This is a genomic window from Rhodococcus sp. USK10, assembly GCF_019378875.1.
In the GTDB taxonomy this organism is placed as follows: domain Bacteria; phylum Actinomycetota; class Actinomycetes; order Mycobacteriales; family Mycobacteriaceae; genus Rhodococcus_F; species Rhodococcus_F pseudokoreensis.
Genome location: NZ_CP076048.1, coordinates 7,519,003 through 7,541,506, shown reverse-complemented (window position 1 = coordinate 7,541,506; position 22,504 = coordinate 7,519,003). Strand labels below are relative to the sequence as shown.

General features: G+C 68.4%; 21 protein-coding genes and 1 pseudogene. 8 read left to right on the top strand and 14 right to left on the bottom strand.

Features of this window, described 5'->3' with window-relative positions:
• Positions 1-39: 39 nt before the first annotated feature.
• Positions 40-1,251, top strand: a complete 1,212-nt coding sequence (locus I1A62_RS41360; protein WP_072945797.1) for a serine/threonine-protein kinase — start codon at positions 40-42, stop codon at positions 1,249-1,251.
• Between the two features lie 12 nt (positions 1,252-1,263).
• Here I1A62_RS41360 and I1A62_RS41355 read toward each other — a convergent pair whose 3' ends face one another.
• Together I1A62_RS41355 and I1A62_RS41350 are read right to left on the bottom strand one after the other, a co-directional pair.
• Complete coding sequence (locus I1A62_RS41355) at positions 1,264-1,923, bottom strand: response regulator transcription factor (protein WP_015889975.1); 660 nt, start codon at positions 1,921-1,923, stop codon at positions 1,264-1,266.
• 67 nt (positions 1,924-1,990) lie between these two features.
• Positions 1,991-3,367 carry an ATP-binding protein gene (locus I1A62_RS41350; protein WP_124394609.1) on the bottom strand — a complete coding sequence of 459 codons (1,377 nt, stop codon included), beginning with the start codon at positions 3,365-3,367 and terminating at the stop codon, positions 1,991-1,993.
• A 68-nt stretch (positions 3,368-3,435) separates the two neighbouring features.
• Here I1A62_RS41350 and I1A62_RS41345 point away from each other — a divergent pair, with 68 nt between their 5' ends.
• Together I1A62_RS41345 and I1A62_RS41340 are read left to right on the top strand one after the other, a co-directional pair.
• Entirely contained in the window at positions 3,436-4,902 is a 1,467-nt protein-coding gene (locus tag I1A62_RS41345; protein WP_219457953.1) for a PspC domain-containing protein, read from the top strand.
• Positions 4,895-5,122: a hypothetical protein gene (locus I1A62_RS41340; protein ID WP_072945785.1), complete on the top strand. Its 228-nt coding sequence runs from the start codon at positions 4,895-4,897 to the stop codon at positions 5,120-5,122. Before I1A62_RS41345 ends, I1A62_RS41340 begins: the two co-directional genes overlap by 8 nt.
• 20 nt (positions 5,123-5,142) lie before the next feature.
• Here I1A62_RS41340 and guaA read toward each other — a convergent pair whose 3' ends face one another.
• From guaA to guaB, 4 genes are all read right to left on the bottom strand, one after another.
• Positions 5,143-6,714, bottom strand: a complete 1,572-nt coding sequence (gene guaA, locus I1A62_RS41335; protein ID WP_124394607.1) for a glutamine-hydrolyzing GMP synthase — start codon at positions 6,712-6,714, stop codon at positions 5,143-5,145.
• Between the two features lie 64 nt (positions 6,715-6,778).
• Positions 6,779-8,521, bottom strand: coding sequence for a GMC family oxidoreductase N-terminal domain-containing protein (locus I1A62_RS41330; RefSeq protein WP_219457951.1), 1,743 nt, complete (start codon positions 8,519-8,521; stop codon positions 6,779-6,781).
• A 207-nt stretch (positions 8,522-8,728) separates the two neighbouring features.
• The gene (locus tag I1A62_RS41325; RefSeq protein ID WP_087558425.1) at positions 8,729-9,868 is read right to left on the bottom strand and encodes a GuaB3 family IMP dehydrogenase-related protein; all 1,140 of its coding nucleotides are present in this window, start codon (positions 9,866-9,868) and stop codon (positions 8,729-8,731) included.
• A gap of 33 nt (positions 9,869-9,901) precedes the next feature.
• A complete protein-coding gene (gene guaB / locus I1A62_RS41320; protein WP_005239781.1) occupies positions 9,902-11,425 on the bottom strand; it encodes an IMP dehydrogenase in 1,524 nt (507 codons plus the stop codon).
• A 230-nt stretch (positions 11,426-11,655) separates the two neighbouring features.
• On the opposite strand from guaB, the gene I1A62_RS41315 reads away from it, so the two are divergent.
• Positions 11,656-12,060: a DUF5319 domain-containing protein gene (locus I1A62_RS41315; protein WP_005239778.1), complete on the top strand. Its 405-nt coding sequence runs from the start codon at positions 11,656-11,658 to the stop codon at positions 12,058-12,060.
• A 116-nt stretch (positions 12,061-12,176) separates the two neighbouring features.
• On the opposite strand, the gene I1A62_RS41310 is transcribed toward I1A62_RS41315, so the two are convergent.
• The 5 genes and pseudogenes from I1A62_RS41310 to I1A62_RS46715 form a co-directional block, all read right to left on the bottom strand.
• Positions 12,177-13,223 carry an anti-sigma-D factor RsdA gene (locus I1A62_RS41310; RefSeq protein ID WP_219457949.1) on the bottom strand — a complete coding sequence of 349 codons (1,047 nt, stop codon included), beginning with the start codon at positions 13,221-13,223 and terminating at the stop codon, positions 12,177-12,179.
• Positions 13,207-13,785, bottom strand: coding sequence for a sigma-70 family RNA polymerase sigma factor (locus I1A62_RS41305; RefSeq protein WP_005239770.1), 579 nt, complete (start codon positions 13,783-13,785; stop codon positions 13,207-13,209). Before I1A62_RS41305 ends, I1A62_RS41310 begins: the two co-directional genes overlap by 17 nt.
• Positions 13,786-13,945: 160 nt before the next feature.
• Positions 13,946-14,773 (bottom strand): hypothetical protein, encoded by an 828-nt coding sequence (locus tag I1A62_RS41300; RefSeq protein ID WP_219457947.1) that lies wholly within the window; start codon positions 14,771-14,773, stop codon positions 13,946-13,948.
• Between the two features lie 35 nt (positions 14,774-14,808).
• The gene (locus tag I1A62_RS46720; protein WP_257890997.1) at positions 14,809-15,456 is read right to left on the bottom strand and encodes a transcriptional regulator; all 648 of its coding nucleotides are present in this window, start codon (positions 15,454-15,456) and stop codon (positions 14,809-14,811) included.
• A gap of 120 nt (positions 15,457-15,576) precedes the next feature.
• Positions 15,577-15,762 (bottom strand): annotated as a pseudogene (locus I1A62_RS46715) (MerR family transcriptional regulator); the annotation flags it as partial.
• A gap of 306 nt (positions 15,763-16,068) precedes the next feature.
• On the opposite strand from I1A62_RS46715, the gene I1A62_RS41290 reads away from it, so the two are divergent.
• The 3 genes from I1A62_RS41290 (at position 16,069) to I1A62_RS41280 (ending at position 17,883) form a co-directional block, all read left to right on the top strand.
• Positions 16,069-16,362, top strand: coding sequence for a WhiB family transcriptional regulator (locus tag I1A62_RS41290; RefSeq protein ID WP_005239766.1), 294 nt, complete (start codon positions 16,069-16,071; stop codon positions 16,360-16,362).
• A gap of 130 nt (positions 16,363-16,492) precedes the next feature.
• Complete coding sequence (locus I1A62_RS41285) at positions 16,493-17,161, top strand: sigma-70 family RNA polymerase sigma factor (RefSeq protein ID WP_219457945.1); 669 nt, start codon at positions 16,493-16,495, stop codon at positions 17,159-17,161.
• A gap of 2 nt (positions 17,162-17,163) precedes the next feature.
• On the top strand, positions 17,164-17,883 hold the full coding sequence (locus I1A62_RS41280; RefSeq protein WP_124394601.1) for an anti-sigma factor domain-containing protein: 720 nt from the start codon (positions 17,164-17,166) through the stop codon (positions 17,881-17,883).
• A gap of 96 nt (positions 17,884-17,979) precedes the next feature.
• On the opposite strand, the gene groL is transcribed toward I1A62_RS41280, so the two are convergent.
• Positions 17,980-19,593: a chaperonin GroEL gene (gene groL / locus I1A62_RS41275; protein ID WP_087558431.1), complete on the bottom strand. Its 1,614-nt coding sequence runs from the start codon at positions 19,591-19,593 to the stop codon at positions 17,980-17,982.
• Positions 19,594-19,685: 92 nt separating this feature from the next.
• Positions 19,686-19,985, bottom strand: coding sequence for a co-chaperone GroES (gene groES, locus I1A62_RS41270; RefSeq protein ID WP_003940763.1), 300 nt, complete (start codon positions 19,983-19,985; stop codon positions 19,686-19,688).
• 230 nt (positions 19,986-20,215) lie between these two features.
• Here groES and I1A62_RS41265 point away from each other — a divergent pair, with 230 nt between their 5' ends.
• Positions 20,216-21,934, top strand: coding sequence for a TIGR03767 family metallophosphoesterase (locus tag I1A62_RS41265; protein WP_219457944.1), 1,719 nt, complete (start codon positions 20,216-20,218; stop codon positions 21,932-21,934).
• Here I1A62_RS41265 and I1A62_RS41260 read toward each other — a convergent pair.
• A complete protein-coding gene (locus I1A62_RS41260) occupies positions 21,931-22,467 on the bottom strand; it encodes a potassium channel family protein (protein ID WP_219457943.1) in 537 nt (178 codons plus the stop codon). The two genes, I1A62_RS41265 and I1A62_RS41260, sit on opposite strands and share 4 nt — an antisense overlap.
• Positions 22,468-22,504: the final 37 nt, after the last annotated feature.

The window sequence follows — 22,504 nt, the reverse complement described above, 5'->3', positions numbered from 1 at the left end:
GCGTCCCGTGTCCCCACAATCCTCTAACCTGAACGCGTGATGGAGCAGGAGCAGAGCGAAAGGGGCATCGGACCCGAATACCTGGTGGCCGGAAGGTACCGCCTGCGGTCCAAACTGGGCGGCGGCGGAATGGGCGCGGTCTGGCTCGCACGGGACACCCTGCTGCACCGCGACGTCGCCATCAAGCAGGTCACCACGACGGCCGGACTCGACCCCGACGAGGCCCGCCGGGTCCGCGACCGCACCATGCGGGAAGGCCGCAACGCCGCCAAACTCGCGCACCGGCATTCCATCGCGATGTACGACGTGGCGCTCGAGGCCGGGGAGCCCTGGCTGGTCATGGAGTACCTGCCGTCCCGCAGCCTCGCCCAGGCGATGAACATCGCCGACACCCTGCCCCCGCTCGAGGTCGCCCAGATCGGCGCGCAGGTGGCCGACGCGCTCACCGCCGCTCATGCCGCGGGGATCGTGCACCGGGACATCAAGCCGGGCAACATCCTCGTCGCCGACCGCGGCCGGGAACTCGGCACCGTCAAGATCAGCGACTTCGGTATCGCCCGGGCCAAGGGCGATTCCGCGGACACCGCAAACGGGGTCATCACCGGCACGCCGGCGTACTTCTCCCCCGAGGTCGCCCGCGGTCAGGACCCCACCGAGGCCAGCGACGTCTTCTCGCTCGGGTCCACGCTGTACACCGTCGTCGAAGGACAGCCGCCGTTCGGGATCGACTCCGATTCCATCGCACTCCTGCACCGGGTCGCGAAGGCCGAGATCTACCGTCCGAGCAAGGCCGGACCGCTCACCGACACGCTGCTGCACCTTCTCGAACCCGACCCGGCGCGTCGCCCGACGATGGCCGAGGCCCGCGACGCCCTGGCCCGGGTGGCCATGGCCGGGGACGGCAACGTCGCGCACCTCGTCGGCTCGCCCGTCTATTCCGCGGACGGCACCATCCCGGCGTGGGCACACCGCTCGACCCCGTTGCCCGACTCACGGCGCCGCGGCAAACTGGTCGGTTCCACCCAGGCCGGGCTGCCCGCCGTCCATCAGAGCACGCCGTTGAAGAATGTTCCGCGTCCGCTCGGCCGGTTGCAGTGGCCTCCGCGCCCGGCGAAACCCGCTCCGGGCTCGCCGGCTCCCACGGTCCGCGACCAGGTGGTCGCGTGGGCGCCGATCGCCATGGGTGTCATGGTCGCGATCCTGATCCTGGCCGTGCTCGTCGCCGTGATCGTCCTGCTCGCGCAGCCCTGACCCCCGGCGACGTCAGTCGATCCGCCTGCGGTGCGCCCACCTCGTGAGCGCATTCCGGTTGGACTGCTGCGTCTTCCGCAGCACGTTCGACGCATGCGTTTCGACCGTCTTCACCGAGATCACCAGTTCCTCGGCGATCTCGCGGTACGTGTAACCGCGGGCGAGGAGGCGCAGCACTTCCAGCTCTCGCGGTGTCAGCGAATCCAGCTCCGGATCCAGCTGCGGCTCAGGAGCATTGGACCGTCCGGTGAAGGAGTCCAGCACGAAACCCGCGAGTCGCGGACTGAACACGGCGTCACCGCCGGCGACCCGGCGTACGCCGTCGGCCAGCTCGGCGCCCGAGATCGTCTTGGTGACGTACCCGCGGGCGCCCGCGCGAATCACGGCGATCACGTCCTCGGCGGCGTCGGACACACTCAGCGCCAGGCACACCGGACCCGACTCGATGCCCCGCAGCACGGCGACACCGCCGCCGTCGGGCATGTGGACGTCGAGCAGCACGACGTGCGGCGAGGTGGCGTTGATCCCGGACACCGCCTCCGCGACACCGCCCGCCTCGCCGACCACCTCCATGTCCGCTTCCCTGCCCAGCTCGGCGCGGACACCGGAGCGGAACACGGCATGATCGTCGACGAGAAAGACACGGTACGGGGGTGTTTCAGGCAAAGTCACTGCGGCTGTTCCTCGGCGTGGGCGGTGGTGTCATCCCACTGTAGAGCGTGTCGCACGATTCACGTGCTCACGCGCCCTGACTGAACGGCACGTCCTCGACCCCGGTGTCCGCGCTCTCGGCGGTCCCCGCTCCCGCGCGCGCCCGGCCGTTCCGCGGCATGTGGATTCGCACCTCGGTGCCCTTGCCGGGCGCGGACCGCACGTCGACGTGTCCGCCTCGCCGTTCGATCCGCCCGCGAATCGATTTCGCCAGCCCCTGCCGGTCCGGGGACACCTCGTCGACGTCGAATCCGACGCCGCGGTCGCGGACGAACACGCTGACCTGCTCGCGCTCGGCCTCGGCGAACAGGTTGATGTCGGTCTCCCCGGAATGCTTGGCGGCGTTGACCAGAGCTTCGCGCGTCGCGCCGAGCACCGCCGTGAAACTCTCCTTCGACAGTCCCTCGCCGGTGCCGTCGACGTCGAGCGCCACGTCGCCGACCGTCACCGGCCGCACGGTGACGCCGTGGTGGTCCTCGACCTCGCCCGCGATGATGCGCAACGCCTCCGCCAGACTCGAATGGTCGGTGTCTCCCCCACCGAACAACCACTTGCGCAGTTCCCGTTCCTGCCCCCGCGCGAGCCGCGCGACCTCCTGCGGATGGTCGGCCTGTTTCTGGATCAGCGCCAGGGTCTGCAGGACGGAGTCGTGCAGGTGCGACGCGATCTCCTCACGCTCCTCGTTGCGGATCCGGGCGGCACGCTCCGCCCCCAGCGCCCGCCACAGCCGCAGCCACAGGGGCACGGTCAGCAGTCCGGCGCCGACCAGGGTGACCACGACCGCCAGCAACGACGAACGCAGCGCGGCGAAGTCGACCTGCGCGAGGATCACCACACCGAGACCGGACACGATGAGCGTCACGCCGCCGAGGACCCGAGCCCAGGTGAGGACGGTGGGGCGCTGCGGCAGCCCGATGACGGTGCGCGGCCCCTCCGAATCGAATTCGCGCCACACGAGGGCCGCGCCGACCGCCACCACGATGATGGGTGCGATCACCGAACCGACCCGGCCGCTGAACAACCACGACAACGCGGACGCGCCGGCCAGGCCGATCGCGATCAGCCCGTACGCTCTGCGCCGCTCGGACGCACTGGGCTTCTCGGTGTCCGAACCCGCGGCCGTGAAGATCCACAACAGCCCGTAGCCGACGATGCCCGCGCCGGCGAGCGCGGCGAGACAGGCGAACGCGACCCGCACCTTCATCACGTCGACACCGAGCTGGTCGGCGATACCACCTGCGACGCCGCCGACGATGCGGCCACCGGTCCGGCGTTCGAGCCGCGGCATGGGAAGACCGCCGGGCGGTACCGGCGCGGTCACGGCGCCCGCATACCGGTCGCCGCCCGCGGACGTGTTCACAGGTTGCACACCTTCGATACTGGCACGATCCCGGGGCCGCGGCATCAGGGTCCGACCCTGACTTCGGGCCGCGTTCCGGCCCACCCCGACCGGAAAGATCAGGGTACTTCCCGATGTACGGGCGATGCGGCGACCGGAACGATAGTCGTATGAGCAATGGGAGCTTCCAAGAGCAGATACAGGATCTGTGGCGGACCCGACCGGTGCGGTTGCCCGGCCGTGGCCACGTCGCCGGTGTCTGTGCGGGAATCGGCTACCGCTACGGCGTCGATCCCGTACTGATACGAGTCGCGTTCGTCGTGTCCACCATTTTCGGCGGCGCCGGTGTGCTCCTCTACCTGGCGTGCTGGCTCGCCCTCACGAAGTCGGGCGACCCGGCCTCCCCCGCGGAGTCGCTGATGGGACGCGGTCACAGTTCCGACTCGGGCACCAAGACCGTCGTCCTTCTCGTCGCACTGGCGATCGCGGTGAGCACCGTCGGCCCCTTCGGCGTCGGCCTCGGCGGCTCCGGGCTGATCAGCATGGCGCTGATGCTCGGCGGCCTGTGGCTGCTGTACCAGCGGCAGCCGATCCCCCCGCCGTCGCCCGTCGGAGCCGTCGCCCCCGGTGTCGGCACCGGCTATCCCGGGACGAGTTTCTCGCCCGGACAGTTCGGCGCCAACCCGTTCGGCCCGGGCACGTACGGTTCGGGGGCGTACGGTCCGTACACGAAGCTTCCCGACTCCTACATGCCGAGCCCACCTCCCACGACTGGGCCGCCGGCGGACGCGACCGGCGAGGCCCCGACCGAGGCACTGAAACCCGAAACCCCTGCCGGGCAGACCGATCCGGTGTCGTTCGAGAAGTCCCCGACCGCCGGCCCGCGGGTCGACACACCGTCGGCGCCGTTCGCGCCGCTCGAGCCACGGCCTCCTGCATGGGACCCGCTCGGTGTCGCGCCGTTCGCGTGGGACCTACCCGAGCCGGCCAGGACCACCGCTCCCGCAGTGCAACCGGAGCGCACGCATTCCCGCCTGACCACCATGGTGATCGGACTGGCCATCCTCGCGGCCGCGGCGGCGACGGCGCTGGCGGTCGCCACCGGATCCGACTGGCTCAACCCCGGTCGGATCGGCGCGGTCGCGCTCGCCGTCATCGGAGTGGGGCTGCTGATCGGCGGCTTCCTGCGCAAGGGCTACGGGCTTCTCGTCGTCGCAGGCCCCCTGGCCGGTTTCGTGATCCTCGCCTCGCTCGTCGGGTCATTCGACCTGAACAGCGAGAACATGGGCGACCGGACCTGGGTGCCCCTGACGGCGGCCGACATCGACCCCGCCTACTCCGGTGGGTTCGGCAGTTTCACGCTCGACCTCCGGAACGTCACGCTCACCGAGGACAAGACGGTCGACGTCAGCGGTCAGTTCGGTGAGGTCGTGGTGCTCCTGCCGCCCGGCATGAACGTCGAGAACCACTGCACCGCACAGTTCGGCGACGCGCAGTGCCTCCCCGACGGTCTCGACGGCGGTGCCGACGGCACGGACGGTCACGTCCTGACCCTCAATGCAGATATCCGGTTCGGAAGTATGGAGGTGCGCCGTGGATGACGTCGACGACACTCAGGACGGCGAGCAGACCCGGACACGCAAGCGGCCGTCACCGCTCCTGCTCCTCGCGGGGGTGGCAGCACTGCTGGTCAGTGGATGGGCGCTCGCGGGGCCGTTCTCGCTGGAGCCGCTCGCGAACGTCGAATTCCGCTGGCTGTTCGTGGTGGTCGCAGTGCTGGTCGGCGTGGTACTCGTGTTCGCACCCAACCGGCGACGATAGGCGCTGACGCGCACAGTGCGTCACTCCCACTCGATGGTGCCCGGCGGCTTGCTCGTGATGTCCAGCACGACCCGGTTGACGTCGTGAACCTCGTTGGTGATCCGGGTGGAGATCCGCTCGAGAACGTCGTAGGGCAGTCGCGTCCAGTCCGCGGTCATCGCGTCCTCGCTGGACACGGGGCGGAGCACGATCGGGTGCCCGTAGGTGCGTCCGTCGCCCTGCACGCCGACGCTGCGGACGTCGGCGAGCAGCACCACCGGGCACTGCCAGATCTGGCCGTCGAGCCCGGCGGCCGTCAACTCTTCGCGCGCAATGGAATCCGCGTGACGCAGCAGGTCGAGCCGCTCCTGGGTGACCTCGCCGATGATGCGGATGCCGAGCCCGGGGCCGGGGAACGGCTGGCGTCCCACGATCTCCTCGGGCAGACCCAGCTCGCGGCCCACTGCGCGGACCTCGTCCTTGAACAGCAGGCGCAGCGGTTCCACGAGCGTGAACTGCAGGTCTTCGGGCAGGCCGCCAACGTTGTGGTGGCTCTTGATGTTGGCCGTGCCGGTACCGCCGCCGGATTCCACGACGTCCGGGTACAGCGTGCCCTGCACGAGGAATTCGACCGTGTCGCCGTGCGCAGCGTTCTCGCCGAGCACGTCGCTGACGGCACCCTCGAAGCTGCGGATGAACTCGCGGCCGATGATCTTGCGCTTGGTCTCCGGGTCGGACACCCCGGCCAGTTCACCGATGAAGGTGTCGGCGGCGTCGACCGTGATGAGCCGGGCGCCGGTGGCGGCGACGAAATCCTGCTCGACCTGCGCACGCTCGCCGGCCCGCATCAGACCGTGGTCGACGAACACACACGTCAGGTTGTCGCCGATCGCGCGCTGCACGAGCGCCGCCGCGACAGCGGAGTCGACACCGCCCGACAGTCCGCAGATCGCCTTGCCGTCGCCGACCTGCTCGCGGACCTGCTCGACAAGGGCGTCGGCGATGTTCGCGGCCGTCCACGCGGGGGGAATGCCGGCGATCTCGTGCAGGAACCGGCTGAGCACCTGCTGGCCGTGCGGCGAGTGCAGGACCTCCGGGTGGTACTGCACACCGGCGAGCCTGCGGGCCCGATCCTCGAATGCGGCGACGGGTGCGCCCTCGCTGGTGGCCGTCACCGTGAAACCTTCGGGGGCCTCGGTGACCGCGTCGCCGTGGCTCATCCACACGGGCTGGTTCGACGGCAGCCCCTCGTGCAGCAGACCGCCCTGCACCTTCAGGTCGGTGCGGCCGTACTCACGGGTGCCGGTGTGGGCGACCGTCCCGCCCAGCGCACCGGCCATGGCCTGGAATCCGTAGCAGATGCCGAACACCGGGACGTCCAGATCGAACAGGGCCGGATCGAGCTGGGGCGCCCCGTCGGCGTAGACGCTCGACGGCCCGCCGGACAGCACCACGGCGAGCGGATTCTTGGCCGCGATCTCCTCGACGGTCGCGGTGTGCGGGACCACCTCGGAATAGACCTTGGCCTCACGCACCCGCCGGGCGATCAGCTGCGCGTACTGCGCGCCGAAGTCGACGACGAGGACCGGTCTCTGTTGCTCGATATCTGCCACCGGGTCAGTCTAATCGGCGCAGCTCTGTGGTCTGCGCGACCCCACGACCCGGCCCTTGCGGGCGCTATGCAACGCCGTGCTTCTGGGTGTCGGGCAGCACCGAGCCGTTTCGGATCTCGACGATCGGCAGCACCAGCGCGGCGGGCGCGCCTTCCGGGACGACCGGCTTGATCGGCGCGACCGGGTTCAGCCGCCGGTAGCCCTCCACCTGCGCAGGACGCAGGTCCGCTTCGCCCTTGTTCGGCCACAGCGACGCCGCGCGCTCGGCCTGCGCCGAGATCGTCAGCGACGGGTTGACGCCCAGGTTCGCGGACACGGCCGAGCCGTCGACCACGCTCAGCGTCGGGTAACCCCACACCCGGTGGTACGGGTCGATGACGCCGTGCGACGGTTCCGCCGCAATCGTGCAGCCGCCGAGGAAGTGCGCGGTGAGCGGGATGTTGAACACATCGCCCCAGGTGCCGCCTGCGCGACCGTCGATCTTCTCCGCGATCCGCCGGGTCGCCTCGTTGCCCGCCGGGATCCAGCTGGGGTTCGGCTGACCGTGGCCCTGCTTGCTGGTGACCTTGCGCCGGCCGAACAGGCCCTTCTTCGTGTAGGTGGTGATGGAATTGTCGAGGTTCTGCATCACCAGCGCGATGATGGTGCGCTCGCTCCACTTGTACGGGGTGAGGACCTTCAGTGCCGTCGGGTCCTTCACGAGTTCCCGGAGGAACGTCATCCACCGCCTGCCGCCGCCGTCGGTCAGCAGCGTCTGCAGCATGGCCATCGAGTTCGACCCCTTGCCGTAGCGCACCGGCTCCACGTGGGTGTCGGACGTCGGGTGGAACGACGACGTGATGGCGACGCCCTTCGTGAGCTCGAGCGCCGGGTCCACCTTGTTCTTGGCGGCGCCGAGGATCGATTCCGAGTTGGTGCGGGTCAGCACACCCAGCCGGTCGGAGATCTTGGGCAGCGCGCCCGACTCCTTCTGGTCGAACAGCAGATGCTGAGTGCCCCACGTGCCGGCGGCCAGGACGACGTTCGCGGCGGTGTACGTCTTGCGGTTCCGGTTCTTTCGCGGCCCGCTGCGCCGGGTGAAGACGTCCCAGGTGCCGTCGGACGCCTCGCGCAGCCCGCTGACCGTCGTCATCGGGATGATCTCCGCGCCGGCCTTCTCCGCGAGGCCCAGGTAATTCTTGAGCAGGGTGTTCTTGGCGCCGTGCCGGCATCCGGTCATGCATTCGCCGCATTCGATGCATCCGGTGCGGTCGGGGCCGACGCCGCCGAAGTACGGGTCGGGCACGGTCTTGCCCGCTTCGCCGAAGAACACGCCGACCGGGGTCTGGATGAACGTGTCGCCCACACCCATGTCCTCGGCGACCGACTTGATGATCTCGTCCGCGGGGGTCATGTGCGGATTCTGGACGACGCCGAGCATCTTGCGGGCCTGCTCGTAGTACGGCGTGAGCTCGTCGTGCCAGTCGGTGATGTGCGACCACTGCTTGTCCTGGAAGAAGGAGGCAGGCGGCTTGTAGAGGGTGTTCGCGTAGTTGAGTGAACCGCCGCCGACTCCGGCGCCGGCGAGGATGAGGCAGTCGCGGAGCAGGTGGACGCGCTGGATGCCGAAGAAACCGAGGGCGGGCGCCCAGAGGAACTTCTTGAGATCCCAGCTGGTCTTCGCGAAGTCCGCGTCGGCGTAGCGACGGCCCGCCTCGAGGATGCCGACCTTGTACCCCTTCTCGACCAACCGGAGCGCGGTGACACTGCCACCGAATCCGGAACCGACGATGAGGACGTCGTAATCCGTTGTGCGCTGCTTGCTCATCACTCGACCTCCAACGAACCTGAGTTTATTACTCGCCAGTATGCACCCGGCAGTTGTGACAGCTGCCACAAGGGTTACCTTAACTGTAACGAGAGGTATCAGGAACGGTCGCGATACCCGCAAAAGCACGTCGCCCGATGCCTCATCAGCGCAGTTGAACTGCACCGATGACATCGGGCGACGAGAGAAGCAGTGGCGGCGTTCGCCTCAGGCGCGAACCGTCAGGCCCACCTTCTGGAATTCCTTCAAATCGGAGTATCCGGCCTTCGCCATCGAGCGGCGCAGTCCGCCGACCAGGTTCAGGGAACCGAACGGGTCGTCCGACGGGCCGGTCAGGACCCGGTCCAGCGACGGGCGGTCACCGAACGAGACCGGCAGCATCGTGCCGCGCGGGACCGACGGGTGCGCGGCAGCCGACGGCCAGTACCAGCCGCCGCCGGGAGCCTCCGCGGCAACGGCCAGCGGCGCGCCCAGAACTGCGGCGTCCGCTCCACAGGCGATCGCCTTCGCGAGGTCGCCCGAAGACGTGATGTCGCCGTCCGCGATGACGTGGACGTAACGTCCACCCGTCTCGTCGAGGTAGTCGCGGCGGGCCGCGGCGGCGTCCGCGATCGCCGTCGCCATCGGGAGACCGATACCCAGCACCTCACCAGTGGTCGTGGCGCCCTCGGTGGAGCCGTACCCGACGATCACCCCGGCCGCGCCCGTGCGCATCAGATGCAGAGCGGTGCGGTGATCACTCACCCCACCGGCCACCACCGGAACGTCCAGTTCGGAGATGAACGTCTTCAGGTTCAGCGGCTCACTGTCGCCGTGGACGACGTGCTCTGCGGAGATGATCGTGCCGTGCACCACCAGCAGGTCGATGCCCGCCTCCAGCAACTGCGGGGTCAGCGCCCGCGCGTTCTGCGGACTGACCCGCACGGCGGTGGTGACACCAGCGTCGCGGACCTGCGCCACGGCGGCGGCCAGGAGACCCGGCTGCAACGGCGCCGCATGCAGTTCCTGCAGCTTCTTGATCGGCGCCTCGACGTCGACGTCCGACTCCGCCAGCGCGACGAGTTCGGCGAGCTTGGCCTCGACGTCCGCGTGCCGGCCCCACAGACCCTCACCGTTGATGACCCCGAGGCCACCGCGCTTGCCGAGTTCGATCGCGAACGACGGCGACACGAGCGCATCGGTCGGATGCGCGAGCACCGGAATGTCGAACCGGTACGCGTCGAGCTGCCAGGACGTCGACACCTCCTTGGAGGAGCGGGTCCGGCGGGAGGGGACGATGTCGATGTCGTCCAGCTCATAGGTTCGTCGGGCTGTTCGGCCCATGCCGATCTCAACGAGGTCGCGCACGCGCGCCCCTTTCTCGTGAATCGTGACTGGTTGCTAGCGAGCGGTGTAGTTGGGAGCTTCGACCGTCATCGTGATGTCGTGCGGGTGGCTCTCCTTCAGACCCGCAGCGGTGATCTGCACGAACTGCGCGTTCTGCAGTTCCTCGATCGACGACGCTCCCGTGTAACCCATGGCGGCCCGCAGACCACCGGTGAGCTGATGTGTGACCTGGGACAGCGGACCGCGGAACGCGACCCGTCCCTCGATGCCCTCCGGGACCAGCTTGTCCTCGGACAGAACGTCGTCCTGGAAGTAGCGGTCCTTGGAATACGACTTCGCGGCCCCGCGGCTCTGCATCGCGCCGAGCGAACCCATGCCGCGGTAGCTCTTGTATTGCTTGCCGTTGACCAGGATCAGCTCGCCCGGCGACTCCGCGGTACCTGCGAGCAGCGAACCGAGCATCGCCGTCGACGCACCTGCCGCGAGGGCCTTCGCGATGTCGCCGGAGAACTGCAGTCCACCGTCGGCGATGACCGGCACACCGTGCGGCTTGGCCGCGGCGACCGCTTCGAGGATCGCGGTGATCTGCGGGGCGCCGACACCGGCGATGACGCGGGTGGTGCAGATGGAACCGGGACCGACACCGACCTTGACCGCGTCCACACCGGCCTCGATGAGGGCCGCCGCACCGCTGCGGGTGGCGACATTGCCGCCGATGATCTGCACACGCTCGTCGACCTCGGCCTTGAGCTTCGAGATCATGTCCAGCACACCGGCCGAGTGACCGTGCGCACTGTCGACGACGAGAACGTCGACCCCGGCGTCGGTGAGAGCCATTGCGCGGCTCCACGCCTCGTCGCCCACACCCACGGCGGCACCGACCAGGAGCCGGCCGTCGCGGTCCTTGGTGGCGTCCGGGTGCTGTTCGGTCTTCACGAAGTCCTTGACCGTGATGAGTCCGGTGAGCTTGCCCTGCCCGTCCACGATCGGCAGCTTCTCGATCTTGTGGCGGCGCAGCAGGCCCAGCGCCACCTCCGCGGTGACACCCTCCTGGGCGGTGATCAGCGGCGCCTTCGTCATGACCTCGGACACGGCGCGGTTCTGGTCGACCTCGAAACGCATGTCGCGGTTGGTGATGATGCCGACGAGCTGCCCGGCCGCGTCGGTGACCGGAAGTCCGGAGATCCGGAACCGGGCGCACTTGGCGTCGACCTCGGCGAGCGTGTCGGACGGCTTGCAGGTGACCGGGTCGGTGACCATTCCCGCCTCGGACCGCTTGACCGTCTCGACCTGACCGGCCTGCGCCTCGACCGACAGGTTGCGGTGCAGCACGCCCATGCCGCCTGCGCGGGCCATGGCGATGGCCATCCGTGCCTCGGTGACGGTGTCCATCGCGGAACTGACGAGCGGCACCCGAAGCCGGATGTCCCTGGTCAGCTGGCTGGACGTGTCGACCTGGCCGGGGATGACATTCGACGCCGCCGGCAAGAGCAGGACGTCGTCGTACGTGAGACCCAGCATCGCGACCTTGTTCGGGTCGTCACCGCCGGTGTGTACATGCCCTGCTGAACTTGTCATGCGGTTCGGGCCCTCCATGGAACATAGGTGCAGCGCCGGTGGCGCCGTCTGCGGACATCAGATCTGAAACTGCGGGAATACGGATACAAGGAAAAGTCCGGAGGGACGATCGATATTCCCAGCTCCGCACACCATGATATCGGCTCGACGCGATCGCCACGGAGCCCACCCACGCTGGGCGTACGCCGAACGGCTGGCGCAGACCGGGCTGACCTGCGTACCGTGGTGCTGTGCGCGATCAACTGCCTCCAGGTCTGCCCCCGGACCCCTTCGCCGGCGACCCCGCCGACCCGTCCGCAGCTCTCGATGCGATCGAACCGGGCCAGCCACTCGACCCCCACGAGCGTCTCGCCGTGGAGGAAGACCTGGCCGACCTCGCCGTGTACGAGGCGCTGCTGGCGCATCGTGGGATCCGCGGTCTCGTCGTCTGCTGCGAAGACTGCCAGCAAGATCACTACCACGATTGGGACATGCTCCGTGCCAACCTCCTCCAGCTTCTGGTGGACGGCACCGTGCGCCCCCACGAGCCCGCCTACGATCCGACACCCGAGGCCTACGTCACCTGGGACTACTGCCGCGGATACGCGGACGCCTCGATGAACGACGCTCTGCACGGAGACGGCTTCGACGCCTGATCCGGCACAACCCGATACGAACTCTGTATTCACAGACTCCTGAATTCACAGACAACTGTGGCCCGACACGCGAAGTGTCGGGCCACAGTTGTGTGTGCGGGTGGGCCGCCGAGCCGCTAGCTGGTAGGCGGCAGCACCGGGACGGGGGTCGTGGTGGTCGGTAGCGGTACCGTCGAGGGCTGCTGCTGCTGAGACGGCTGCTGCTGAGTGGGCGGCAACGTGGTCGGATTGTCCGGCGGCAGTATCGGCAACTGCATGATCGTCGGATCCGGGCTTGTGGACGGCATCGTCTCGGGCGGAAGCGGCGGCTGCGGTGGGATGGTGGGGAGCTGCGGCAGCGGAATCGGCGGCAACCCCGGAATTTGCAGATCCGTGGGCAGCTGGGTTCCCGGCAGCAGTTCGGCTCCCGGCACCGTCGTCGAACCGGGTGTCCCCGGCACCGTGGCAGGCAGTTCAGCGGTCTGTGACGGCGCGCCGGTGGTCATGGTTCCGGGTGTCGTCGTCGCGGCCGGCGGTGTGGTCGGGGCGATCTTCTCGACCTCCGCGGCCAGCTTCGCCCGCCACACGTCGAGTTCGTTGCGCATGTCGGCGTCGCGCACCCCGCCCGAACGGTCGGCGGCACCGTCGAGCAGGTTCTTCGCCGACTCCGCGTCGCCCGCGGCGATCAGCCGTTCGGCCTCCTGCAGCTGCGACGTGGTGTCGATCTGCGCGACGGTCGAATCGGCCTGCTGGCTGAACACGACCGATTTGACACTCCACAGCGGATCGCCGGGTTCGGCGTCGTACGAGAAGATGGTGGCGCCGCCCATGACGACCGCGATTGCGGCCGCAGCGCCCGCGATGGGTCGCAACAGTCGGAGCTTGCCGCGGGCGGCGCTGCGTGCGGAACGAACGTTGTCGGAGGCGTCGATCGCCGCGATCACGTCGTCGAGCAGCGGCCCGGTCGGCATCGGCGTCGACACGATGTCGGCACGCCAATTGGTCAGCAGAAGCGCGAGCTCGTACTGCTCCGGCGAATCCGTTGCGACGGGACCGCCACCGGCGATCGCATCGATCAGCGCGTCGTCGCGGCGCACAGCCGTGACGTCCACCGGTGCGTCGTCTCCTGGGAGATCGGCATCGGGATTGCCGTTGCGCTTGATGCCCCTAGCCAAACCTCTCACCTGCCCTCGTCACTTCTTTTTTCAGTTTCGCGATGGCTCGGTGTTGAGCCACGCGGACAGCTCCCGCGGTACTACCCACGGCCGCGGCCGTCTCCTCTGCCGACATACCGACCACGAGCCGGAGGATCAAGATCTCCCGGTGCTTCTCCGGCAGCGTGCTCAGCAGTTCGTTCATCTGCCTGCTCGCTTCCGAGTCCAGCGCCCGTTGTTCGGGTCCGTCATCGTTGGCTACGACATCAGGTACTTCGGCGACGGGCTCCGACTTGTTACGTGCGGAGTTCCGATGCGCGTCGGCGACCTTGTGCGCGGCGATCCCGTAGACGAATGCCATGAACGGCCGGCCCTGATCCTCGTAGCGAGGTAGGGCCGTCATCACGGCGAGGCACACTTCTTGTGCCACGTCGTCCGCGGAGAGTTGTCCCCTCTCCGCAGCACCGACCCTGGCTCTGCAGTAACGCACAACCAGGGGCCGAATGTTTTCCAGGACCAGAGCTAAAGCGGCCCGGTCACCCTGCGTTGCAGCGGCGACTGCGGAGTCCAACTCCTCGCTCGTGTTAGTCATCGTTGCTGAATATCCTGGCGTTACAGTGGCACCTCCCCCGATGGGTGTGCTCCCGCTCTCAGCGGAACACTCCAAGAGTAACGGTGCGGACCGAACGGTATTCGCCCGCATTCGCGCCGATTCGTGATCAACCCGGCCCCGCGGTGCCCGACCAGCGGAGTCAGATTCGGAAGCGCCCACCTCGCGCCCTGATGAGGGCTTCGCACTCCTTGCACACCGCCTGCGCACGTGAGTCGGACGTCACACCACCGAGCAACATCGCAGCCGCCCACTTCAGAGGTATCAGGCCGTACCGATCGCAGCGGTCGAGCACATCCGCGGCGAGCCGCGCCGCCGCACCGGAATCGGAGTCCCCCGTCATCGACGCACTCCGCAGCAGATCCGATTTGACGTGGTGCCGCACCGATCCGGCGGCCTCCGAAATCTCTGCCGCGGTCTCGGCGTGGCGGCGCGCCGAGGCGAAGTCCCCAGCCGCGAGAAACAACTCTGCGCGCACCCAGTGCCTCCGGACGTGCGGCCGCCACAGTTCGCCGGGGGCGTGCGCGTCCAGGTGCTCGGAGCACCGATCGAGCAGCCGCCTGCCCAGCGCGAGCCGGCCGCACCCCAGTGCGTCGGCGGCGAGTCCCGTCAGTGCGTCGCATCGCGCCTCCACGGTGAGAACACCGTCGTCGGGACCCGTCCCGGCGACGGCCAGGGCCCGGCCGTCGAATCCCGACGCCACGGCGTGCCAGCCGAGTTGCCTCGACAGCGACGCCTGCGTGCTCCAGGCGAGCGAGACGACCGCGGGTTCGACAACCCCTCCGCGTGTCAGGGCGTCCAGTTCGGCGCGGGACCGGCTGTAGTGTCCACGGGCGCCCCACGCCACCGCCCGCATCCAGCGTTCGACGGGAACGTCCGACTCCGGCAGGGGGCCTGCACTCGGATCGGCGCCGAACGCCGCGCGGATCAGTGAATTCGTGACGTCGGATCGGAGAGAGGAGTCGGGCACGCCGAGATCATCGCATCGCCCGGCCTGCGCGGCGGTCAGGTGACCGCAGCGACGGCGTCCACGGCCGCATCCAGGGTGCCCAGGGCCGCGATCGTCCGAGGTAGCGACTGTGTCCGGCCGCCGGGACCGCCCGCGAGCATGGTCAGCCCGGTGCGCCTGCGGCGGATCGCCCGCAGCAGGGACGCGACGTCGCATCCGGCGGCAGGCAACCAGAGCACGATCACGTCCGGTTCGGCGTTGGTCACGGCGGCGAGCAACGCCGACCGGCACAGCGGTAGCGCGATCCGCGTGTCCACCGAGGCGGTGGCCAGGGCGGCGCCCAGGGCACGGAACTCGAGACCGTACGGGTCGGCGGGAATCGTGTCCGGCGTGTTCGCGGGCACCTGCACGAGCAGGACCCGGCCGCCGCCGCCGATCGGTGCATCCAGCGTCATCGTGGACAGGATCCCCGCGACGCATTCCGCGAAGACACGAACACTCGCCGCGGCGGCGTCGGAGTTCCTGCCCTCGTCCGCCCACTCGAGCACCGGAGCGACCACCGTCGTCCACATCGAGCTGAATCCTCGCTCCGCGACGGCGCGCACGACGATCCGGCGGACGGTCACGACGTCCCGCGCCAGCAATGCGCCCGACAGATTGCGGACGGCGGCGTCGGCGGCAACGAGGCCGGAAAAGGGTGACAAAAGGTTCGACGAGCCTGTTTTCGTCCCGTTCACCGAGTTGTCATCCAGATTTTCGCCACCCGGCCGGAGGCCGCTTTCTGACGAATATGTAGCCATTGCGTTAATCGCATATCTCGCGGCCTCCGCGGAGTTTGCACCACCGTCCAGAGCCTGTTGCATGCATTCGAGCCGGGCGACGTCGCGCGGCGTGTACCGCCGGTGACTTCCCTGCGGGTGGACGGACGGGCCGATGCCGTAGCGGCGGTCCCAGGTGCGAAGCGTCGACGGGGCCACCCCGAGCCTTCTGGCCAGCGCAGATACCGACATCGTGGGTCCCTCGTCCGGAGATCCGGAGGGGGTCTGCGTTTCAGGCTCCGCGGGCTGGGGCACCCGCACATCGTTACCCGTGACCCATGGTCTTTCAACCCGAAACGGAAACACGGAACCGCGGGAAAGTAAATATTTTCCAGGTTAACTTTCAGCTCGTGGGATATGTAAATTCCCACTGTGAACAACTATTGACGCGATTTCCGAACCGACTCTACGGTTAGCAACGTGAATGATTCAGCGGCTTGAACGTCGAGCCCACGGTCCGCTCGCCGCCCGAGGCGAGCTTGCAGCTAAGGAGTCCACATGCCTGCACCCAACCACCTTCCCGGCCCGAACGCCGATATCTGGGATTGGCAGATGCACGGACTGTGCCGCGGAGTCGACTCCTCGATGTTCTTCCATCCCGACGGGGAGCGCGGCCGTGCCCGCGCACAGCGGGAAACCCGTGCGAAGGAAATGTGCCGGCGCTGCCCGGTCCTCGCCCAGTGCCGCAATCACGCGCTGAGCGTGTCCGAGCCGTACGGGATCTGGGGTGGAATGTCCGAAACGGAACGCGAGATGCATGCCCGGCACAGACGCGGCCGGATCGCCGTTTGACCGCTCGCCCACACTCACCGAGGAACCCTCGCCGCCTGGCGAGGGTTCCTCGCGTCACTCCGATCCCCTCGCCACCCATCCACGGCGACTCGGTCTCCGAATGCCTACCGGCTGGAGGAGATGAGCGGACATGCACGCTACCGTGGTTCTCGATGAAGCGAGACGAGCGCTGGTGACGAACCACGAGGGCAATACCCCGGCAGAAGACGTGTGCTCGGCGGACGCGGCGAGGGCGCACAGCGCCCGAGCCACCGAATCCGCGGAACTATCCGACACCATGGCCTGCGTGGCGAACGGGGACGCCGACGCGTTCGCCGAACTGTACGACCGGACGAGCGCCCGAGTCCACGGCATGGTCCTGCGGGTCCTGCGCGACCCCGGGTACGCGGAGGAGACGACGCAGGAAGTCTTTCTCCAGGCATGGCGCACCGCGTCGAACTTCGATCCGGCCCGAGGTTCCGTGCTGTCCTGGCTGATGACACTCGCGCACCGCCGGGCCGTCGACCGCGTGCGCTCGGAGCAGGCAGGCACCGACCGCGAGGCACTCTACGAGACCACCAACATCGCGGGGCCGTTCGACCACGTCACCGAGGAGGTGACCCGCCGGCTCGAGCATCAATCGGTGCTCGCCTGCCTCGACTCGCTCACGGACATGCAGCGTGAGTCCGTTGCGATGGCGTATTACGACGGCCGCACCTACCGGGAGGTCGCCTCCCAGCTGGGGGTCGCGCTGTCGACGGTGAAGACGCGCATCCGTGACGGACTGACGCGTCTTCGCGGCTGCCTGGGAGGTCTCTGAACATGAACGACGAACTCTTGGGCATGGCCTACCCGTATGCACTCGACGCGCTCGACGACAGCGAGCGCCGCGAACTCGGCATCGATCTCGCCGGCACCGACGAGGACACCCGATCGACGTTCACCGACGAGGTCCGGCGGATCCGCGAAGCGTTCGCGGTGGTGAGCGCTGTGGGCGCCGTCGAACCGCCACCACGGGTGCGGACCCGGGTACTCGACGAGATCAGGCGTCCCGCACCGGCGCCGACGTCGCTCGCCGAGCGCCGCTCCCGTAGGCGGCGCTGGCAGATCGCCGTCGCCGCCGCCGCGGCCGTCGGTGTGCTCGCCGGCGGAACGGTGATCGTCCGGCAACTCACGGAAGGCCCGGCGCCCACCGTGGCGGAGCAGGTACTCGACGCCGCCGATATGCATTCGTCGACGAGTGCGATCGCGGCAGGCGGGTCCGCGACCGCCAACTACTCGAAGTCGCAGGACGCCGTGGTGTTCGTGATGGACGGAGTCGCCCCGCCCAGCGCGGACACCGTGTACCAGCTGTGGCTGATGCCCGAATCCGGGGATGCGCCCGTGCCCGCCGGCACCGTGTCGGCCGGCGACGTGCAGCCGACCACGACGATCGTCCTCGACGACGTGGGGTCGATGTCGAAGCTGGCCGTCACCGTCGAACCGCCCGGCGGGTCACCCCAGCCGACGTCGGAACCGTTCGCGGTGCTGCAACTGAGCTGATCCGGCCGCCTCCGGACAGAGAAAACCCCCGTGCGGTGATCCGCACGGGGGTTTTCGTTCGACCGATCGGAGCCCGATCGGTCGCGACGGCAGAGCCTAGTGGCTGTGCCCGTGACCGGCCGGCTGCTCTTCCTCTTCCGCGGGCTTCTCGACCACGGCGCTCTCGGTGGTGAGGATCATCCGCGCGACCGAGGCCGCGTTGACGACCGCGGAGCGGGTGACCTTCACGGGGTCGACGACACCGTCGGCGAGCAGGTCGCCGTAGGTGAGGGTCGCGGCGTTGAAACCGTGTCCCTTGGGCTGCTCGGCAACCTTGCTGGTGACGACGGCCCCGTCGAGACCGGCGTTGCTGGCGATCCAGAACAGCGGCGCCAGCAGGGCTTCGCGCACGACCTTGACGCCCGTGGCCTCGTCACCGGTCAGGCCGAGGTTGTCGGCCAGCTCGGTGCTCGCCTGGACGAGGGCGGAACCGCCACCGGGGACGATGCCCTCGGCGACTGCGGCCTTCGCGGCGTTGACGGCGTCCTCGACACGGAACTTGCGCTCCTTGAGGTCCGTCTCCGTGGCCGCACCGACCCGGATGACGGCGACGCCACCGGCCAGCTTCGCCAGGCGCTCTTCGAGCTTCTCGCGATCCCAGTCGGAGTCGGTGTTCTCGATCTCGCGGCGCAGCTGCGCGACACGACCCTTGATGTCGTCGTCGGTTCCGGCGCCGTCGACGATCGTGGTCTCGTCCTTGCTGACCACGACGCGGCGGGCACTGCCGAGCAGGTCCAGTCCGGCGTCCTTCAGCGTGAGGCCGACGTCGGAGTTGATGACCGTGCCACCGGTGACGACTGCGAGGTCGTCCAGGAACGCCTTCCGACGGTCACCGAAAAACGGCGCCTTGACGGCGACGGCCTTGATCGTCTTCCGGATGGAGTTGACCACGAGCGTCGAGAGAACCTCGCCCTCGATGTCCTCCGCGATGATGAGGAGGGGCTTGCCGCTCTCGGCGACCTTCTCCAGCAGCGGCAGGAAATCGGGCAGGGACGTGATCTTCTCGCGGTACAGCAGCACGAGTGCGTCCTCGTACACGGCCTTCTGCGCGTCGAGGTCCGTGACGAAGTACGGCGACAGGTAGCCCTTGTCGAACTGGACGCCCTCGGTGATCACGAGCTCGGTCGCCAGGGTCGAGGATTCCTCCACCGTCACGACGCCGTCGGTGCCGACGCGGGTGAGCGCCTCGCCGACCATCTCGCCGATCTCTTCGTCACGCGAGGAGACGGTCGCGACCTGGGCGATGGAGTTCTTGCCCTCGACCGGCTTCGCGACGGCGAGCAGTGCCTCGACGACCTTATCGGCCGCGGCGTTGATGCCGATGCCGAGCGCCATCGGGTTCGCACCCGCGGCGATGTTCTTCAGACCGCCCCGCACGATGGCCTGAGCCAGCACGGTCGCGGTGGTGGTGCCGTCGCCTGCGACGTCGTTGGTCTTGGTGGCGACACTCTTGACGAGCTGCGCACCGAGGTTCTCGAACGGGTCCTCGAGCTCGATTTCCCGGGCGATGCTGACACCGTCGTTGGTGACGGTCGGGCCGCCGAAGGCCTTCGCCAGCACTACGTGGCGGCCACGCGGACCCAAGGTCACCTTGACCGCGTCGGCAAGCTTGTCGACTCCACGCTCGAGAGACCGGCGTGCGATCTCGTTGAACTCAATCTGCTTGGACATGTGTTCTGTCTTCTCCTGGATCTCAGGGTTACGCGCGTGAACGCACTCCGCCCCGGGATCCTGTGGGGACTCCGGGGCGGATCACGTATGGCTTACTTGGAGACGACAGCCAGCACGTCGCGTGCCGACAGGATCAGGTACTCCTGGCCGGCGTACTTGATCTCGGTTCCGCCGTACTTGGAGTAGATGACCGTGTCACCCTCCTTGACGTCGACCGGGATGCGGTTGCCCTGCTCGTTGACGCGGCCTTCGCCGACTGCGACGACAGTGCCCTCCTGGGGCTTCTCCTTGGCCGTGTCGGGAATGACCAGGCCGGAGGCAGTCGTCGTCTCAGCCTCGTTGGCCTGGACGAGGATCTTGTCCTCGAGCGGCTTGATGTTGACGCTCGCCACGATGAGCCCTCCACTTTGGGGTATGCGGATCCGGAGACTTCTCCGGACTCCTGTTTGAGTGTTCCGTTTACGGCACTTCACACAGCCCCGTCGTCGCGGGTGCCGGAGCTCGATCGGCGCCACTTGGCACTCTATACGTGAGAGTGCCAACCCTCAAGGAGAAGGGGGTGGTAGATCGCGCCGCGCCGAATATCGTCCTGTCTCAGGGGTCGTCACCTAAGGTTCCTCTGGTGTCTGACATGAATAGGCGTAAATTCCTCACGTTTGCCGGGCTCGGGGCGATCGGGACGGTGGGGTTCGGAGCACGCCCGTGGGGGTTGCAGTACGCGGGCGCGGCCCCGCTCCCGACCTCCGGGGCAGGCACCACCCTCGAAGCGGTGGCCGTCCCCCTCGGAAGCTCCGGCTACCGCAGGCTCGGCGCGGGACCGGGGTGGCCGACGATCGTCCGCACCGAACTCGCCGAGGCCCGCAGTGGGCGCGAGGACCGGCGCACCGCACTCGCCTCCCTCGTCCAGCTCACCGACGTCCACCTCGTCGACGCCCAGTCCCCGATGCGCTTCGAATACGTGCACCCCTTCACCGGTTCCGCGTTCCGCCCGCACGAGACGCTCACCGCGCAGGGTCTCGTCGCCCTGGTCGCCCGCGTCAACGCGCTCGCGTCCGGCCCGCACACCCGGCGCGCGTTCGATGCGGTCGTGAGTACCGGCGACAACACCGACAACAAGGAGTTCGCCGAACTCGGCTGGTTCCTCACCGCGCTCAACGGCGGCACCATCGTCCCCAACACGGGCGCCCCCGGCCGCTACGAAGGCGTGCAGAACTCGGGGGCGGACCTGTACTGGAACCCGGAGTCCTCCATCCAGGACATGTACAAGAAGGCCGGGTTCCCCGAGATTCCCGGCCTGCTCGGCGCGGCGATCGCCCCCGTCACCAGCCCCGGTCTGAACACCCCCTGGTACTGCGTCTTCGGCAACCACGACGACTCGGTGGAGGGCACCGTCCCGAGCGGCATCCCCCCGCTCGAAGCCATGTACACCGGTTCGCTGAAGTTCGAGGTCCCCGGCTCGCCGGAACAGGCGAAGGCCGTCGACATCGCCACCAAGTTCGACCCCGGCGCCATTCCCGCTGCGCTGTCCGCGTTCACGACACCACCACGGGTCGTCACCCCCGACCCCGCGCGGGCACCGTTCACTCCCCGCCAGTTCATCGCCGCACACCTGGACCCGGCCAACACCGGCCCCGGGCCGGCCGGTCACGGCTTCGCGCCCGACGCCGGCGAGACCGGAATCGGCTACTACTCGTTCGAGATCGCACCCGGCGTCGTCGGAATCAGCATGGATTCCACCAACCGGGCCGGGTTCGTCGACGGCTCGCTCGGCGCGGCGCAGTTCCGGTGGATCGAGGACACCCTGGCGGCAGGCAGCAGCCGGTACTACGACACGGCGGGCAACCCTGTGTCGCAGGCACGCAGCGACACCTGGTTCGTCCTGTTCAGCCACCACACCAGCGGCAGCATGGACAACGTCGTCCCCGACCCCGCCGCCCCGGCGGAACCCCGGATCCGGGGTTCGCGACTGGTGGACCTGCTGCACCGATTCCCGAACGTCCTCGCCTGGGTGAACGGACACACCCACGAGAACCGGATCACCCCGTGGCCCGGATCCACTCCGGAGCAGTCGTTCTGGGAGATCAACACGGCCTCGCACATCGACTTCCCCCAGCACGGGCGGATCATCGAGGTGGTCGACAACGTCGACGGAACAGTGTCGCTGCTCACCACGCTGTTCGAGGCCGACAGCCCGTACGCCGTGGACCACGCCGACCTCTCACCGCTCGGGCTGGCGTCGCTGTACCGGGAGTTGTCGTTCAACGACATTCACGCCGACCCCGACCTGGGCGGCGGGACGGCCGACCGGAACGTCGAACTGGTGCTGGCGTCGGGTCGTTAGACCCGGCGCTTGCGGGCCCAGTCGACGGCCGCGACGACCGCGCGGATGCCGACGCCGAGCAGGATCAGATTTCCGATGATCTGCACACTCACGACGGCTCGCGACGCATCGGTCGTCGCGGCGATGTCGCCGAACCCGACGGTGGAGAACACGGTGAGCGAGAAGTACAGCGCACCCATCCGAGTGAGGGGTTCGGTGAAGAAACCCGGATCGCTTTCGGACATCAGGCAATATCCTGTCGCGAACCCGAGCAGGTAGAGCGGCAGGATCAGGGAAAGTGCCTCGATCGCCTGGAGCGCAGGCACGACGGACCGGAAGATCCGGCGGATCTGCCAGACCGCCGCCGAGCCGACGACCAGCAGGCCCCCTGCCAGGAAGAGCAGAGCGGACATGTTCCCGATCGAGGTCCACGGCAGGGCGAAGTAGACCACCGCGCACAGGACGACGGTGCCCAGCGGGCGCACGAATGCGCGCACCAGAAGCCGTCGGCGCTCGCGTCTCGTGAGGTTGCGAAAATCGCTGGCGCGTCCCATGAGATTCCTTTGGACAACTGTGCAGGTGAGACCGGAT

Bases quoted from the DNA above. Each gene is read 5' to 3' on its own strand.
- I1A62_RS41360 (WP_072945797.1), top strand. From the start codon at position 40: ATGGAGCAGGAGCAGAGCGAAAGGGGCATCGGACCCGAATACCTGGTG.
- I1A62_RS41350 (WP_124394609.1), bottom strand. From the start codon at position 3,367: ATGCCGCGGCCCCGGGATCGTGCCAGTATCGAAGGTGTGCAACCTGTG.
- I1A62_RS41345 (WP_219457953.1), top strand. From the start codon at position 3,436: ATGTACGGGCGATGCGGCGACCGGAACGATAGTCGTATGAGCAATGGG.
- I1A62_RS41330 (WP_219457951.1), bottom strand. From the start codon at position 8,521: ATGAGCAAGCAGCGCACAACGGATTACGACGTCCTCATCGTCGGTTCC.
- guaB (WP_005239781.1), bottom strand. From the start codon at position 11,425: ATGACAAGTTCAGCAGGGCATGTACACACCGGCGGTGACGACCCGAAC.
- I1A62_RS41305 (WP_005239770.1), bottom strand. From the start codon at position 13,785: ATGACTAACACGAGCGAGGAGTTGGACTCCGCAGTCGCCGCTGCAACG.
- I1A62_RS41290 (WP_005239766.1), top strand. From the start codon at position 16,069: ATGCCTGCACCCAACCACCTTCCCGGCCCGAACGCCGATATCTGGGAT.
- I1A62_RS41285 (WP_219457945.1), top strand. From the start codon at position 16,493: ATGCACGCTACCGTGGTTCTCGATGAAGCGAGACGAGCGCTGGTGACG.
- I1A62_RS41280 (WP_124394601.1), top strand. From the start codon at position 17,164: ATGAACGACGAACTCTTGGGCATGGCCTACCCGTATGCACTCGACGCG.
- groL (WP_087558431.1), bottom strand. From the start codon at position 19,593: ATGTCCAAGCAGATTGAGTTCAACGAGATCGCACGCCGGTCTCTCGAG.
- I1A62_RS41260 (WP_219457943.1), bottom strand. From the start codon at position 22,467: ATGGGACGCGCCAGCGATTTTCGCAACCTCACGAGACGCGAGCGCCGA.